The sequence below is a fragment of the Streptomyces sp. NPDC001985 genome, assembly GCF_040296845.1.
Lineage (GTDB): Bacteria > Actinomycetota > Actinomycetes > Streptomycetales > Streptomycetaceae > Streptomyces.
On sequence record NZ_JBEOYB010000034.1, the window covers coordinates 36,228 to 50,831 of the forward strand.

The following is a 14,604-nucleotide window of genomic DNA, read 5'->3' on the forward strand; positions in this document are numbered from 1 at the left end:
CGCCGCTACGCCGTACGGGCAGCGCTCTCCCGGGCCGGAGAGGGAAGGCGCGTACCGGCCACGGCAGCGCGGCTCCAGGATCGGACCGGGTCAGGGGGCGCCGGTGGCGGCGACCGTCACCCGGGTCTGTTCCCGCAGTCTGCCGACCAGCTCCGGCTCCACACCGTCGTCCACGACGAGGTGGCCGACCTCGCCCACCGGTGCCAGGCGGTGCAGCGCGGTGCGCGCGAGTTTGCTGTGGTCCATGAGCATGACGCGCGCGGCGGACGACTTCAGCATCGCCCGCTTGACCAGCACCACGTCCTGCTCCTGGTGGTACGCCATCCTGGAGTCCAGCGCGGAGGTCGACACCGCGACGAGGTCGACGGAGAGCGCCTCGATGGCCTCGACACAGGGCACACCGAGGAAGGAGTCATGCGTGCGGGAGTACTCACCGCCCAGGGCGATCAGCCGGATGCCCTCCCGTTCGGTGAAGACATCGACCACCCGCCGGGCGTTGGTGACCACCGTGAGGGGCGCCTTGTCGACGAGGAGCAGCGCCATGGCCAGGACGGAGGTGGAGTCGTCCAGCATCACCGACATACCGGGCTCCACCAGCGCGGCGGCGGTGCGGGCTATCGCGCTCTTCTCCGCGGTGTTGACCCCGAGCCGGTAGTCGAGGCTGGACTCGAACACCGTGGACGGCAGCGCCGACGCACCGCCGCGGAAGCGCCGCAGCACTCCTCGGCGCTCCAGGTCGTCCAGGTCGCGGTGGACGGTCATCAGGCTGACGCCCGTGAGCTGTGCCAGATCCGCTCCGGTGACCGTGCCGTGCTCGACCACGTGGTCGGCGATGCGCCGTCGGCGCGCGTCGCCGGATGTTCTCTTCATGGGCCTCAGCCTCACGCATCGCGGGTTGACGGTGGGGTGGACGCGGGCGGAACGGGCCGGATCACCGGCCGGGCGCGTTCAGGGGAGCGCCCGGGAAGCGCCACTTCACGTTCGCGCCGTTGAATCTAACAAACTTTCCACAGCCCGAACCCCTGCCGTCCGGCCCGAACCGGCCCCCGCCGCCCGGCACATGGCCCGCCGCGCGAGGCGTCCATCATGAAGTCGGACAGACGCATTGACAGTATTAAAGAAATCGATGTTAAGTGTATCGCGCGGAATCAGGCCGAAGGTCTACCGAGCGGTATCCGGGCATCTCGACTGGTGGCAGCCACTCCACCGGCCAACTGCCGGGTGTCGCGGGCGGAATTCCAAGGAGATCCCAGTGAAGCACTCCTCTCTCAGAACGCTTGCTGCGGCGTTATCCGTCACAGCCGTACTCGCGTCCACCGCGGCCTGCTCGGCGGACAACTCGACCAGGGGTTCGGGAAACGACACCGCGAAGATCGCATTCCTGATGCCCGATCTCGCGTCGACCCGGTACGAGCTGTACGACGCCCCGCTTTTCAAGGCCAGGATGAAAGAACTCTGCGGCGGCTGCGCCGTCCTCTACCAGAACGCCGGCGGTGACGCCGCCAAGCAGCAGCAACAGGCGAACTCGGCCCTGGCCCAGGGGGCCAAGGTGATCGTGATCGACCCGGTGGACTCCGCGGCGGCGGCCACCACGGTCCGTACCGCCCAGGCGCGCGACGTTCCGGTGATCGCCTACGACCGTCCGATACCCGCGGCCAGGGCCGACTTCTATGTCTCCTTCGACAACGAGAAGATCGGCGCCATGATCGGCCAGTCCCTGGTCGATCATCTGAGGAAGACCTCAGCCAAGGGCGGCATTCTCCAGGTCAACGGCTCTCCCACCGACGCGGCCGCCGGTCTGATCAAGAAAGGCATTCACCGGGCCGTCGACCCCAGCGGATTCGATCTCCTCGCCGAGTACGACACCCCGGCGTGGGAACCGAGCAAGGCACAGGACTGGGTCAGCGGGCAGATCAGGAAATTCCCCGGGCGGATCGCCGGTGTGGTCGCGGCCAATGACGGCACCGGCGGCGGCTCCATCGCCGCTTTCCGCGCCGCCGGCGCGAAAGTGCCGCCCGTGACCGGAAACGACGCGGAAGCCGCCGCCGCGCAGCGGATCGTGAGCGGCGATCAGTACAACACCATCTCCAAACCCATCAGAACCGTCGCCCGGTCGGCGGCGAACGCGGCGTTCGCCCTCCTGGAGGGCGAGAAGCCGAAGGCGAACGCCACCCTCTTCGATACCCCGTCGGAGCTGTTCACCCCGACGGTGGTCACCCGGGAGAACATCGCCGATGTGCTGGTGGGCTCCGGAAAGCCGCTCACCGTCGCCGATGTCTGCACCCGGACCTACGCGGCCGACTGCGCCGAACTCGGCATCGAGTAACCCGGCCGGGCGGGCGGCCCGCCCCTGCGCTCCGCGCGGTACGAGACTCCCTTCCCTGCCTCGGAGGTTCGCCTTGCCCTCCCCTCCGCCGTTCCCGCCGCCCCAGCAGGGGCGGGGTTCCCCCCTGCTCTCCCTGCGCGGCATCAGCAAGTCCTTCGGAGCGGTCGCCGCGCTCACCGATGTCTCTCTCGATGTCGCGGCCGGACAGGTCGTCGCCCTCGTCGGGGACAACGGCGCGGGGAAGTCCACGCTGGTGAAGGTGCTCTCCGGCGTCCACCCGCCGGATTCCGGCACCATCGGGTTCGGCGCGCGGACCGTGGCCATCCCCTCGCCGGCCGCGGCCCAGCAGCTCGGCATCGCGACGGTCTTCCAGGACCTCGCCCTCTGCGAGAACCTGAATGTGGTGGAGAACCTCTACCTCGGCCGGGAACTGCGCGCGCTGCGCCTCGACGACGTGGCGATGGAGGTCAACGCGCGGGCGCTGCTCCAGGAGCTGTCGGCGAGAATCCCCTCCGTGCGGGTGCCGGTGGCGGCCCTGTCCGGGGGCCAGCGCCAGACGGTGGCGATCGCGCGGTCGCTGCTCGGCGACCCCAAGGTGATCATTCTCGACGAGCCCACGGCGGCGCTGGGAGTGGCGCAGACCGCCGAGGTGCTCAATCTGATCGAGCGGCTCAGGGAGCGGGGGCTCGGCGTCATCATGGTCAGTCACAGCATGGCCGATGTGAAGGCCGTCGCCGACACCGTGACCGTGCTCCGGCTCGGCCGCAACAACGGCGTGTTCGACGGCTCCGACGCGACGGCCTCGGATCTGGTGGCCGCGATCACCGGCGCGTCGGACAACGTCGTCAGCCGGCGCGCCGGCCGGGACACCCGCCCCGGCACGACCGGTCCACCGCACGGCGGCGGTGCGGTGCCCGGCGGAACCGGGCACGCCGAAGCGGCGGCCGATCCGGACGGGAGCCCCCGGTCATGACGCGTACGGCCGGGGACAGGGAGCGGGACCGCAGGAGGGCCGGGGCGGCGGGGCCCGGGGAGCCGGTGCGGGAGTCGGTGCTCCCCCCGGGGCCGCGGGGCGCGCTCAGCGCGGTCACGGACCGGCTGCGCGGCGGCGATCTGGGGATCGCCCCCGTGCTCGCGGGGCTGATCGTGATCTGGACCGTGATGCAGATCCTCAACCCGATCTTCCTGTCGAGCGCCAACCTCACCAATCTGGCCCTGGAGAGCGTTCCGGTCGGAGTGATCGCCCTCGGCGTGGTCTGTGTGCTCCTCGTCGGGCAGATCGATCTCTCCGTGGGTTCGATCAGCGGGCTCAGCGCCGCGGTCCTCGCCGTGCTCCTGGTCGACCGGGGGCTCCCGGCCTGGGTCGCGGTCCTGGCGGCGGTGCTCATCGCCGTGGCGATCGGCTGGTTCTACGCCCAGGTCCACAACCGGCTGGGGGTGCCCAGCTTTGTGACCACCCTCGCCGGGCTCCTCGGCTTCCTCGGGCTCCAGTTGTGGGTCCTCGGGGCCAAGGGCTCGATCAACCTCCCCTTCGACTCGGGCCTGGTGACCTTCGCCCAGCTCTCCTTCGTCCCGCCCTGGCTGGCCTACACCCTGGTCGCCCTGGGGGCGCTCGCGCTGTACGCGACGGGCCACACGCGGGCGGGCGAGCGGCGGCGCGCCGGGCTGCCCGCCGTGTCGCGGCGCATGCTGGTGCTGCGGAGTCTGGGGCTGCTCGCGGGCCTCGGCACGGCGGTCTGGTATCTCAACCGCGACCGGGGCGTGGGATGGATATTCGTGCTCTTCCTGGCCCTGGTGCTCACGCTGCACTACGTCCTGGCGCGGACCCGGTTCGGCAAGGCGATGTACGCGGTGGGGGGCAACGCCGAGGCGGCCCGGCGGGCGGGCATCGACGTCACAGCGGTGCTGACGGCCGCGTTCGTGCTGTGCGCCACCCTCGCCGCCCTCGGCGGAATCCTGGCCGCCGCACGGCTCGCCGCCGCCAATCAGAGCAGTGGCGGCGGCGATGTGAACCTCAACGCCATCGCGGCGGCGGTCATCGGCGGTACGAGCCTCTTCGGCGGCCGGGGCAGCGCGTTCGCGGCGCTCCTCGGTGTCCTGGTGATTCAGTCGATCTCCAGCGGGCTCACCCTGCTGAACCTGGACTCCGCCTACCGTTTCATGGTGACCGGAGCGGTGCTGCTGCTGGCGGTGGCCCTGGACTCGGTGGCTCGGCGCTCGCGGGTCGCCCATGGACGGGCCTGACCCCTTCCGCCCGGCCTCCGGGTACGAACGGCGCGGACCGTGCTGAAAACGCGGGCCGTGCCGTGGCCGGCGAGGGGAGGCCGGGGCGGAGTGGCCGGCGCGGGCGTACGCGGCGCCGGCCGGCCGGAGCGGCCGGCCCCCCGCCCCGGTCGCGGTCGCCCCCCCCCGCCCGGGGCGGGGGGTGTGCGCGCACCCGGGCCCCCGGGGGGGGGGGGGGGCCGGGGGGGGGGGGGGGGGGGGGGGGGGGGGGGGGGGGGGCGCGGGTCCTCACATTTGGTAGTTTTTGGGGGGGGGGGGTGGGGGGGGGGGCGGGGGCCCCCCCCCCCACGACCGGAGGCCGGCCCGTGTCTCACGGGCCGGCCTCCTTCTGGTACGCACACGGGCGCATCGCGCGGCTACTCGCCGGCCGCCACGGTGGCCTCGGCCCGGTTCACCATCCAGCTCGCCACCTGCACCCGGGAGGAGCAGGCCAGCTTGCGCATGATCTTCCGGAGATGGTTGACGGCGGTCCACTCGGCGATGCCGAGCCTGCGGGCGATCTCGCGGTTGGTGAGTCCGCCGGCCACCAGCTCGGCGACCTCCTGCTCGCGCTGGGTGAGCGGGTTGTTCCGGCCGACTCCGTCACGGGAGACCTTGTCGCAGCTCAGTGGGGTGAGAGCTGCGGCGATCGCCGCGTCGGGGCCCATCCGCGCGCCGGCGGCGGCCAGTTCCAGGGCCTCCTGGTCGCCGAGGCGCACCCGGGTGTTGGCGACGACGGACTCGACCTCCATCTTGGTCGCGGCGGGTGCCACGCACCCCGCGCCGGCCCGGATTCCGGCCGCGGCGCCGAAGGAGCCCGCGGCGCGCCGCCAGCTCTCGGTGGCCCGGCCCCGGCAGCGGGTGAGCAGAATGGCGAACTTCTCCAGTCCGATGGCGCTGGCCGACAGATGCTTCAGATCGGCGACCTGGAGCAGGGCCTCCTGGTAGAGCTCGATGGCGCTGTCCTGGTCGCCCATGGCGAAGGCGACATCGGCGCGGACGAAGTTGGTCAGGGCGATGTTGCGGAGGTCCTGGGTGCGCTGGAAGAGCACCAGGGACTCCTCGGCGACCGTCTTGGCGGTCTGGAGGTCCCCCGCGAACCGCCGGCAGTCGGCGAGGTTGCGCAGCGCCTCGGCGTGTTCGCCCGCGTCGTCGAGCCAGGCGATGGAGACGCACTCGTCGAGCCGGCGCTCCGCCTCGGCGAGGTCGCCCCGGTAGTAGGCGACGAGCCCGGAGCGCCGCATGCAGCCGGCGATTCCGGCGCTGTCCCCCAGTTCCTCGTACTTGGCCCGGGCGCGCGCCAGCCAGTCCTCGGCCGCGGACAGCTCGCCGGCGCAGAGCAGGAGTTCGGCGAGGGTCAGCTCGCCCTTGGCGGTGACGTCCAGCGGGATGCCCTGGCCTCCGACGCTCCGTTCGAGCCAGCCGATGCCGTCCCGGACGACCCCGCGGGCCTGCCAGTACAGCCGCAGCGCGGAGGCGATCCGGACGATGCTCTCCCGGTCGCCGGAGGCCCCGAGATGGCGGAGCGCGGTGGAGATGTCGGGGAGCCAGTGGTCGATCTGCTGGAGCCAGCGCCCCTGGCTCGGTCCGCGCAGCGCGATCTCCGCGGTCTCCACCAGGCGCAGGCAGTGGGCCGCGTGGTCGGCGTAGACGACGGCGGCGTCGCCCTCCTCCCGGAGCCGCTCCAGCAGGTACTGGCGGGTGAGGCTGAGCATGGTGATCAGCAGATCGCCGTCGGAGCACTCCCGGGTGCGCAGCAGGCTCTTGTCGACGAGGGACTCCAGGAGCTGCTGGGTCTCGCCGGGGTGGGTGGTGGATATACCATGCGCGGCGGAGAATTCGAACTCTCCGTGGTACATGGCGAGCCGGCCGAGGAATGAACGTTCCTGCTGTGTCAGCCCGCGGAGGCTCGACTCGATCGCGGCCCGCATTCCGCGGTGCCGGGAAAGCGTGTCGAACTCCGCGCCGGAGAGGCTGTCCAGGTCCTCGTCCAGCTCGGCCAGCAGTCGGTGCGGTGAGAGCAGCTTCATCCGGGCCGCGGCGAATTCGATGGCCATGGGCAGCCCGTCGGTGCGAACACAGAGTCGGGCGACGACATCGAGATTCTCCTCGGTGAGGACGAATTTCGGCCGGACCATACGGGTCCGCTGGACGAACAGCCGTACGGACGGAACGCGTTGCAGTGTGGCGATGGAACCGGAGTCGCCGGGCTGGGGCACCCCGAGCGGGTCCAGCCGCAGGAGTACCTCCCCGTACACTCCGAGCCGTTCGGGGCCGGTCACCAGAACGGTGAGACCGGGGCATTCCTTGACCAGCCGGGTGACAAGGGGCGCCAGTACGGCCCGGTGGTCGCAGCCGTCGAGGGCGAGCAGGAAGTGGCGGCCGCGCAGATGGTCGACGAGCCGCTCGCGCGCGGGCCGCGGGTCGACCGCGGCACCGAGCCCGAGCATGGCGGCGAGTATCTCCTCCATGTCCGTGCGGGAACAGACCTCGTTGACATTGAGATAGCGACCGCCGTGTGCGAACTTTCCAAAAGCGTCGTCGAAAACGGCCGCCGCCAGCCGGCTCTTGCCGACGCCGACCGGTCCGGTGACCGTCAGGATGCTGATGTCGGGTCTGGATATCCGGTGACGCAGTTCGGCGAACTCTGACTCGCGTCCCACAAGTCCGGGGGTGGAGACGGAAACAATGCCGCTGCGCTCGATTTCCAGTCCCCTGTCCACGATGCCTTGATGGGCTGCATTCATGAGCAATCCCTTCCGATGCCTATCGAGATAAACGCGCTCCACCGTGTTATTTCGTAAAAGCGATCTTCAGGCCATTAGGACTTCATCACGACTCATCAACCGGCAACCCCCGTCATGCTGAGCCCCCCCTCGACATGGCGCCAACACGTTACCCCGACACCGAAGTTGGCCGCATCCCTCACCAATGGGGCACACAACACCCCTGTTACGCCTCCGTGGTGGCTGAAAACAACCGCCACCCGAAGCCCTCACGACTCGTGTCAGCATTGGCACAGGGTAGTAAAACGCAGCTCAGCACCACAGGCCACAAATGGCTGAATCCCACGGGAGAACTCTGGCCAAGGAGTTTTGGATGTACTATGCATCGGACGTGCTGATCATGCAAGTATGCACGGGATGCGTAATTCCGCTTGTGTGAATTCTCCCGCAACTTTCTGAACAAGGTTCCATATATGCGACAACGGCCCGCCAGAAGATCTGGCGGGCCGTCGTGGACGGTCCTGGAGTCACCGGCAATACGGAATGCCTCAGTCCGCTGAGCCGGGCACCACCACCACCGCGCCCGGCGCTCCGCCGGCCTCGGCCTCCCGCCCCTCCGCGATCCGCATGGCCTCTTCCACCAGCGTCTCCACGATCCTCGACTCGGGCACGGTCTTGATGACCTCGCCCTTGACGAAGATCTGGCCCTTGCCATTGCCGGACGCCACGCCGAGGTCCGCCTCACGGGCCTCACCCGGCCCATTGACCACACAGCCCATCACGGCGACGCGCAGGGCGACCGGGAAGCCCTCCAGGGCCGCGGCCACCTTCTCCGCCAGGGTGTGGACATCGACCTGGGCCCGTCCACAGGAGGGGCAGGAGACAATGTCCAGCCCGCGTTCGCGCAGGTTGAGGGCTTCCAGGATCTGATTTCCGACCTTGACCTCCTCCACCGGCGGCGCCGAGAGCGACACCCGCAGGGTGTCCCCGATGCCCTCCGCCAGCAGCGCCCCGAAGGCGACCGAGGACTTGATCGTGCCCTGGAAGGAGGGGCCGGCCTCGGTGACCCCGAGATGCAGCGGATAGTCGCACTGCGCCGCGAGCTGCCGGTACGCCTCGATCATGACCACCGGGTCGTTGTGCTTCACCGAGATCTTGATGTCCCGGAAGCCGTGCTCCTCGAAGAGCGAGCACTCCCACAGCGCCGATTCGACCAGCGCCTCGGGGGAGACCCGGCCGTACTTCTTCAGCAGCCGCGGGTCCAGCGAACCGGCATTGACACCGATCCGGATGGGAACGCCCGCGTTCGCCGCTTCCTTGGCGATGTCGCCGACCTTGTCATCGAACTTCCTGATATTGCCAGGATTGACCCGGACCGCCGCACAGCCCGCCTCGATGGCGGCGAAGACATACTTGGGCTGGAAATGGATGTCCGCGATCACCGGGATCTGCGACTTCCTCGCGATGACCGCCAGCGCGTCCGCGTCGTCCTGGGAGGGCACCGCCACCCGGACGATCTGACATCCGGACGCGGTCAGCTCGGCGATCTGCTGGAGCGTGGCGTTGATGTCGGAGGTCAGCGTCGTCGTCATCGACTGCACCGAGACCGGCGCGTCCCCGCCCACCGGCACCGAACCGACCATGATCTGCCGGGAGACCCGGCGCCTGGCGACCGGCGGCAGCGGCGGCGGATCGTTTCTGAGGATCGGTATGCCCAGATCAACACCGGTCATCGCGCGTCCCCCCAGTTTCCCTGTTCCATCAGCCGGGCCATCTCGTCGTGCAGGCCGCCCGGCGCCACCGGGCGGTCCGTTCCCTCCGTACCGCTGATCTCCTCGACCACCGCGCGCGAGACGCTCTGCGCGGTGAGCCCGCAGTCCGACAGCACATCGGCGCGGCTGCCGTGGTCGAGGAAGCGGCGCGGAATGCCGAACTCGCGCAGCGGGACGTGCACCCCCCGGTCCCGGAGGAACTGCGCGATGGTGGAACCGACGCCACCGGTGCGGCTGTTGTCCTCGATGGTGACGACCAGCCGGTGGCGGCGGGCCATGTCCGCGAGCGCCGGGTTGACCGGGGTCACCCAGCGCGGGTCGACCACGGTGGCGCCCAGGCCCTGGGCCCAGACCAGCTCGGCGACCCGCAGCGCCATCGGGGCCAGCGCGCCGACCGAGACGATCAGCACATCGAGCGGGCCCGCCCGGTGCAGGACGTCGATCCCGGAGAAGGTGGCCCGGGTCGGCAGGTCCTCACCGGTCGGCCCCTTGGGGAAGCGCACCAGCGTGGGGCCCTCCTCCCAGCTCACCGCCTCCTCCAGCAGCTCGGCCAGCCGGGTGCCGTCCCGGGGGGCGGCGATCCGCAGACCGGGCACCACCTGGAGGATCGACATGTCCCACATGCCGTTGTGGCTGGGGCCGTCGTCACCGGTGACCCCGGAGCGGTCCAGCACGAAGGTGACGGCGCGGCGGTGGAGCGCCACATCCATCAGCAACTGGTCGAAGGCGCGGTTGACGAAGGTCGAGTAGATGGCGACGACCGGGTGGACACCGCCGATGGAGAGCCCGGCGGCCATGGTGACCGCGTGCTGCTCGGCGATGCCCACATCGACCACCCGCTCCGGGAAGCTCTTCTGCATCGGCAGCAGACCGGTGGGCTCCAGCATCGCCGCGGTGATCGCGACGACCTCGGGACGCTCCTCGGCGATCCGGACGATCTCCCGGCCGAAGACCGAGGTGAAGGAGGGGCCCGAGGACTGCCCGAGCGCCCGGCCGGTGACCGGGTCCATGGGCCTGATGGCATGGCCCTTGTCCAGCTCGTTGTTCTCGGTGTGGGCGAAGCCCCGGCCCTTCTCGGTGACCACGTGGACCACCACGGGCCGGCGCAGCTCCCGGGCGTCGCGCAGCACCCGCTGGAGCGCCGCCGTGTCGTGTCCGTCGACCGGGCCGAGATAGGCGAGCCCGAGCTGCTCGAAGAGACCGGGGCCCGGCTTGCCCGCGCGCAGCTCGCCGAGGTGGTCGGCGAAGCCGCCCCGGGTGGGGGCGTAGGAGCGGCCGTTGTCGTTGAGCACGACGACCAGGGGGCGGTCGGGGCCGCCGGAGATGTTGTTGAGCGCCTCCCAGGCCATGCCGCCGGTCATCGCTCCGTCGCCGATCACCGCGACGGTCGCCCGGTCGGTGACGCCCCGGTGCGCGTCCGCGCGGGCCAGGCCGTCGGCGTACGAGAGGGCGGTGGAGGCGTGCGAGTTCTCCACCAGGTCGTGTTCGGACTCGGCGGCACTCGGATAGCCGGAGAGCCCGTCGCCCTTGCGCAGCCGGTCGAAGCCGCCGGCCCGGCCGGTAAGGATCTTGTGTACGTAGGACTGGTGGCCGGTGTCCCAGAGCAGCCGGTCCTTCGGCGAGTCGAACACGCTGTGCAGCGCGATCGTCAGCTCCACCACGCCCAGATTGGGGCCGAGGTGGCCGCCGGAGCCGGACACGCGGTCGATCAGGAACGCGCGGATCTCCGCCGCGAGTTCGTCGAGTTGTGCGGGGTCGAGTTCACGCAGCCCGGCCGGGCTGTGCACGGTCTCCAGCAGCGACATTTCCCTCACCGGTTACGGTAGGCGACTTCGTAGGCCATCTCGGTCAGTTCCGTGCGCCAGGCCGCGTCCAGCCGCGCCTGGTCGATCGCCCGGACGGCCTGGTCGACCAGGCCGGTGATGCGCTCCTCGATCCGCTCGCGGCTCTCGCCGAGCCGGTCGAGGATCTCCGCGGTGTCCCACTCCTTCCGGGAGATCAGCTTGCGGACCCGCTCGTCGCGCTGGGCCGCCTCGGCGAGCAGCAGCGTCATCTTGTGCTGCTCCAGGTCGAGTCCGACCGGTTTGCCGGCGGCCCCGCTGTCACCGAAGGTGCCGATGAGGTCGTCGCGGAGCTGGAACGCCTCGCCGAGGGTCTCGCCGTACTCCTCGAACGCCGGGGCCAGGTCGTCCCGGCCGGCCAGCGCCGCGCCGAGGACCAGGGGGCGGTGGATGCTGTAGCGGCCGGACTTGCAGATCGCGACCCAGCGGGAGAGCTCCGGCTCGATCACGCCCTCGGCCGCCACGGCCATGTCGAGGTACTGACCGATCTGGATCTCGGTGAGCATCTCGCCCCAGATGTCGCGGGCCGCCGGGGGCAGATCGCGGGTGAGGCGGTCGGCGAAGATATTGGCCAGCACCCCGGAGATGATCGCGACGCCCTCGCCGTACCGGCGCGGTTCGCCCAGCCAGTTCCGCTCCCGGTGGCCCCGGGTGTGGTGGGTGTGGACGGCCGGGGTGCCGCGCCGCAGTTCGGAGGCGTCCAGCACATCGTCGTGGATGAGGGCGCCGGTGTGGATCAGCTCCACACCGGCCGCGCTGTCCACGACCGAGGTCTCGGCCGGGTCGCCGCCCGCGGAGAGGAATCCCGCGACGCAGAACGCGGGCCGCAGCCGTTTGCCGCCCGCGGCCACCAGCGAGGTCACCGCGTCGACCGGTACGGCTCCCCGGTCGTCCACCGCGGCCCAGCGCAGCCGCTCGGCCGCCAGAAACGCGGTGAGCCGGTCGTCGACCCGCCGCATGATGTCGAACCGGGTCCGCCGGGCCTCGGAGAGGACCGGTTCACCGGATGTGCCCGGGGTGCCGGTTCCCGGGACCTGAGGAGCACTGCCCACCGTGGGACTCACCATCTCGACCTTCCTTGTCTCGCGGTCGCTGTCAGCCGGCCGGTGCGGGATCGACCAGCCTCGCCGGGGGATGGAACACGATGTCCTCCTGGGCGACCTGCTCCAGTTCGACATCGGAATAGCCGCACTCCGCCAGTTTTTCGAGGAGTTCCTCGACCAGGATCTCGGGAGCGCTCGCCCCGGCGCTGACCCCGACCGTCTCCACGCCTTCGAGCCAGCTCTCGTCGAATTCGGTGACATCGGGCACAAGATAGGCGGGGGTGCCCAGCCGGGCCGCCACCTCGACCATCCGGATCGAATTGCTGGAGTTGCGCGAACCCACCACCAGAACCAGATCGCTGCGCGGTACGACAGCCTTGATCGCGTCCTGGCGATTCTGACTCGCATAGCAGATGTCGTCGGTTCCGGGACCGCTCAGATCCGTGAAGCGCCGGCGCAGCACATCGATGATGCCCCGGGTCTCGTCGACGGACAGAGTGGTCTGGGTCAGAAAGGCCACCGGGGTGTCGGCGGGCAGGTCCAGGCGCTCCGCGTCCTCGGCGGTCTCCACGATGAGGGTCTGGTCCGGGGCGTGCCCATAGGTCCCCTCGACCTCCTCGTGCCCCTCGTGGCCGATCAGCAGCAGCGTCCTGTCCTCCCGGGCGAACCGCTTGGCCTGCTGGTGCACCTTGGAGACCAGCGGGCAGGTCGCGTCGATGACATCGAGGCTGCGGAAGGCGGCGTTCTCCCGCACCTGCGGCGACACGCCGTGGGCGGAGAACACACAGACCGCGCCCTCCGGCACCTCGTCCTCGGACTCCACGAAAATGGCGCCGCGCTGCTGGAGCAGGCGCACGACATAGTGGTTGTGGACGATTTCCTTGCGCACATAAATGGGTGCGCCATAACGCTCAAGCGCAAGCTCAATAATGGAAATCGCCCGGCGCACTCCGGCACAGAAACTACGAGGTTCCGCGAGGAGCACCTTCTTATTGAGCCCCATCTCAGCTCCGCTTCCTACGCATAGATTCGGTGCCGCCCAGGGGGCGACACCACTGCCAACTTCCCCTTGATCACCGGCCTCTAGACTCTGACGTTCGGGTCACCGCCCGGTCAACTGCCGAATTGCCGCGAACACGAAGTAGTCATGCGCACGGGCAGGCCCAACCGCTGAACCTTGTCATCCCATTGTCATTCAACTGGTCAACGGTCGATTCCTAATGTGGAGCGCGAGCCGAAGATCGCAGCGACTCACTCGCCACGCAAGATCACAGCGCTGCGGCGCCGGGTCGCCGCGCGGGGCGACGGCGCCCGATCGCAGCGCACCGACCGGAGGAGTCGCATGAGGACTGTCAGCCCGCAGTTGACCGCTGACGTGCCGCCCCTGTGGAGTTTGCCGCCGGTCTCCCGGGGCCCCGAGGCGGGGCCGGCCGGCGGTGACCCGGAGGCGGTGCTCCGAGACCTCTGCGCTCCGCTGTTCCAGTCGCTGCGCCGCAGCGACCAGCGCAGACGGGGAGCCGAGTACATCCGGGGCCTGCTCTCCACCCGGGGCCGCAAGTCGATACGGAACATGGCCGCGCTGATCGGCGGCAGCGGCACCGGGCAGAGCCTGCACCACTTCATCTGCAGCTCCACCTGGGACTGGACGCTGGTGCGCCGGGCGATGGCGGAGTATGTGATCCGGACCTCTCCCCCGAGGGCCTGGGTCGCCCGCCCCATGACGATCCCCAAGGTCGGCCAGCACTCGGTGGGGGTCAGCCGGTACTTCTCGCCCGACGAGGGCCAGGCGCTCAACGCCCAGCGGGCGATCGGCGTCTGGGCGGTCTCGGACCGGATGAGCGTGCCGCTGAACTGGCGGCTGCATCTGCCGGGTACCTGGATCAAGGACGGGCTGCGCCGCAACCAGGCGTCGATCCCCTGTGAGATCCAGCCCGAGACGCTCAGCGACTGCGCGCTGATGGCCTGCCGGGAGATGCTGGCCGGCGGCTGGGGTCTGCCGGCCCGCCCGGTGGTCGTCGACATCGGCGAGGCGGACCCGCTGGCCACCGTGGCCGGGCTGCACGCCGACGGCATCCCCTCGCTCGTCAGGGTCACCGGCGAGCTGCCGCTCTCCGTCACCGACGCGGCGCTGACCGGGCACGGCAGCCATCCGCTCCCCGCCGCCGACATCATGCGGGCCGCGCGCAACATGCGCCGCCCGGTGGTCTGGCGCGAGGAGGGGCCGCGCCCCCGGCGGCGCACCAGCCTGGTCACCGCGGTACGGGTCGCCGCACCCGGCACCGCCCGCCCGGGCTCGGGCGCCGCGGGCACCGACCGGGACGGCGGGCTGCTGCTCGTCGGGGTCGGCGAGACCAGCCGGCAGTGGCCCGCCGAGCTGTGGCTCACCGATCTGCCGGCCTCCCAGGCCGCCGCCGTGCCGCAGCTGGGCAGCCTCTCCCACCGCGTCGAGCAGGTCTTCGACGAGGTCACCGCCCAGGTCGGCATCCGGGACTACGTCGGCCGCTCCTACAGCGGCTGGCACCGGCACGTCACCCTGGCGTCGGCCGCGCACGCCGTCGCCGTGCTCTCCGCCGCCGGCGGCGCGCGACCGCCGGTGCGGGCGGCCCGCGCGGTCCGGGCCTCCTGATCCCCCGC

At 70.5% G+C, this 14,604-nt stretch carries 10 protein-coding genes; 4 read left to right on the forward strand and 6 right to left on the reverse strand.

The window, feature by feature from the left end; all coding sequences use genetic code 11:
- Positions 1-90: 90 nt before the first annotated feature.
- Positions 91-870 carry a DeoR/GlpR family DNA-binding transcription regulator gene (locus tag ABT122_RS17260; RefSeq protein ID WP_351552075.1) on the reverse strand — a complete coding sequence of 260 codons (780 nt, stop codon included), beginning with the start codon at positions 868-870 and terminating at the stop codon, positions 91-93.
- Positions 871-1,252: 382 nt separating this feature from the next.
- On the opposite strand from ABT122_RS17260, the gene ABT122_RS17265 reads away from it, so the two are divergent.
- The 3 genes from ABT122_RS17265 (at position 1,253) to ABT122_RS17275 (ending at position 4,570) form a co-directional block, all read left to right on the forward strand.
- The gene (locus ABT122_RS17265) at positions 1,253-2,326 is read left to right on the forward strand and encodes a substrate-binding domain-containing protein (protein WP_351552078.1); all 1,074 of its coding nucleotides are present in this window, start codon (positions 1,253-1,255) and stop codon (positions 2,324-2,326) included.
- A gap of 73 nt (positions 2,327-2,399) precedes the next feature.
- Positions 2,400-3,299, forward strand: coding sequence for an ATP-binding cassette domain-containing protein (locus ABT122_RS17270; RefSeq protein ID WP_351552080.1), 900 nt, complete (start codon positions 2,400-2,402; stop codon positions 3,297-3,299).
- Positions 3,296-4,570, forward strand: coding sequence for a sugar ABC transporter permease (locus tag ABT122_RS17275; protein ID WP_351552083.1), 1,275 nt, complete (start codon positions 3,296-3,298; stop codon positions 4,568-4,570). The genes ABT122_RS17270 and ABT122_RS17275 overlap by 4 nt, the downstream gene beginning before the upstream one ends.
- Positions 4,571-4,965: 395 nt before the next feature.
- Here ABT122_RS17275 and ABT122_RS17280 read toward each other — a convergent pair whose 3' ends face one another.
- The 5 genes from ABT122_RS17280 to ABT122_RS17300 all read right to left on the reverse strand — a co-directional run bounded on the left by ABT122_RS17280 (position 4,966) and on the right by ABT122_RS17300 (position 12,973).
- On the reverse strand, positions 4,966-7,251 hold the full coding sequence (locus tag ABT122_RS17280) for an ATP-binding protein (protein WP_351552086.1): 2,286 nt from the start codon (positions 7,249-7,251) through the stop codon (positions 4,966-4,968).
- Between the two features lie 611 nt (positions 7,252-7,862).
- On the reverse strand, positions 7,863-9,047 hold the full coding sequence (ispG, locus tag ABT122_RS17285) for a flavodoxin-dependent (E)-4-hydroxy-3-methylbut-2-enyl-diphosphate synthase (RefSeq protein WP_351552089.1): 1,185 nt from the start codon (positions 9,045-9,047) through the stop codon (positions 7,863-7,865).
- On the reverse strand, positions 9,044-10,891 hold the full coding sequence (locus ABT122_RS17290) for a 1-deoxy-D-xylulose-5-phosphate synthase (RefSeq protein ID WP_351552092.1): 1,848 nt from the start codon (positions 10,889-10,891) through the stop codon (positions 9,044-9,046). Before ABT122_RS17290 ends, ispG begins: the two co-directional genes overlap by 4 nt.
- A gap of 5 nt (positions 10,892-10,896) precedes the next feature.
- Positions 10,897-11,994, reverse strand: a complete 1,098-nt coding sequence (locus ABT122_RS17295; protein WP_351552095.1) for a polyprenyl synthetase family protein — start codon at positions 11,992-11,994, stop codon at positions 10,897-10,899.
- A gap of 28 nt (positions 11,995-12,022) precedes the next feature.
- Positions 12,023-12,973 carry a 4-hydroxy-3-methylbut-2-enyl diphosphate reductase gene (locus tag ABT122_RS17300; RefSeq protein ID WP_351552098.1) on the reverse strand — a complete coding sequence of 317 codons (951 nt, stop codon included), beginning with the start codon at positions 12,971-12,973 and terminating at the stop codon, positions 12,023-12,025.
- 339 nt (positions 12,974-13,312) lie between these two features.
- On the opposite strand from ABT122_RS17300, the gene ABT122_RS17305 reads away from it, so the two are divergent.
- Positions 13,313-14,596 carry an IS701 family transposase gene (locus tag ABT122_RS17305; protein ID WP_351552101.1) on the forward strand — a complete coding sequence of 428 codons (1,284 nt, stop codon included), beginning with the start codon at positions 13,313-13,315 and terminating at the stop codon, positions 14,594-14,596.
- Positions 14,597-14,604 lie beyond the last annotated feature (8 nt).

Bases quoted from the DNA above. Each gene is read 5' to 3' on its own strand.
- ABT122_RS17260 (WP_351552075.1), bottom strand. From the start codon at position 870: ATGAAGAGAACATCCGGCGACGCGCGCCGACGGCGCATCGCCGACCAC.
- ABT122_RS17275 (WP_351552083.1), top strand. From the start codon at position 3,296: ATGACGCGTACGGCCGGGGACAGGGAGCGGGACCGCAGGAGGGCCGGG.
- ispG (WP_351552089.1), bottom strand. From the start codon at position 9,047: ATGACCGGTGTTGATCTGGGCATACCGATCCTCAGAAACGATCCGCCG.
- ABT122_RS17290 (WP_351552092.1), bottom strand. From the start codon at position 10,891: ATGTCGCTGCTGGAGACCGTGCACAGCCCGGCCGGGCTGCGTGAACTC.
- ABT122_RS17295 (WP_351552095.1), bottom strand. From the start codon at position 11,994: ATGGTGAGTCCCACGGTGGGCAGTGCTCCTCAGGTCCCGGGAACCGGC.
- ABT122_RS17300 (WP_351552098.1), bottom strand. From the start codon at position 12,973: ATGGGGCTCAATAAGAAGGTGCTCCTCGCGGAACCTCGTAGTTTCTGT.
- ABT122_RS17305 (WP_351552101.1), top strand. From the start codon at position 13,313: ATGAGGACTGTCAGCCCGCAGTTGACCGCTGACGTGCCGCCCCTGTGG.